This window comes from Arthrobacter sp. SRS-W-1-2016, assembly GCF_002009585.1.
GTDB lineage: Bacteria > Actinomycetota > Actinomycetes > Actinomycetales > Micrococcaceae > Arthrobacter > Arthrobacter bambusae_A.
The window spans coordinates 1-760 of sequence record NZ_MTPV01000083.1 but is presented as its reverse complement, the minus strand read 5'-3'; the positions used below and the strand labels follow the sequence as shown (position 1 = coordinate 760).

The following is a 760-nucleotide window of genomic DNA, read 5'->3' as shown; positions in this document are numbered from 1 at the left end:
GTCCGGCCTGATCCGAAAGGAGACGGCCTTGTCAGAGTCCACGACCGAGATGACAGGGGTGATGATCGATCCTGTGACGGGAGAGATCATCGATCAGAAGGAGCTTGCGGAGCGGTTGCTCGCGCAGGCCAAGGAGCAGGGCGTGAGCCTGGTGGGCCCGGGCGGGCTGCTGAACCAGCTCACGCGGAACGTGCTGGAGACAGCCCTGGAAGCGGAACTGACCGAGCACCTCGGGCACGAGCATGGCCAGACGCCGATCGCAGCCAACATGCGCAACGGCACCAGGTCAAAAACCGTGCTGACCGAGATCGGACCGGTCGAGATTGAGGTGCCCCGGGATCGGGACGGATCGTTCGAGCCGGTGATCGTGCCCAAGCGAAAACGACGTTTGGACGGGATCGACCAGATCGTCCTCTCACTGTCCGCCCGGGGGCTGACCACGGGGGAAATCGCCGCGCACTTCGAGGAGGTCTACGGGGCCAAGGTCTCCAAAGACACCGTCAGTCGCATCACGGAGAAGGTCGCCGGGGAACTGGCCGAATGGTCGTCCCGGCCGTTGGATCCGGTCTATCCGGTGCTCTTCGTGGACGCGATCGTGGTCAAGGTCCGTGACGGGCAGGTGCGCAACACCCCGTTCTATGTCGTCATGGGCGTCACCGTGAACGGGGAGCGGGAGATTCTGGGGATCTGGGCCGGCGACGGCGGCGAGGGTGCACGGTTCTGGCTGCAGGTATTCTGCGACTAATGAAAACCAGCCGGA

1 pseudogene is annotated in these 760 nt (G+C 64.1%); it reads left to right on the top strand.

What is annotated here, in order from left to right:
• Nucleotides 1-61: 61 nt before the first annotated feature.
• Nucleotides 62-733 (top strand): annotated as a pseudogene (locus BMF89_RS21295) (IS256 family transposase); the annotation flags it as partial.
• Nucleotides 734-760 lie beyond the last annotated feature (27 nt).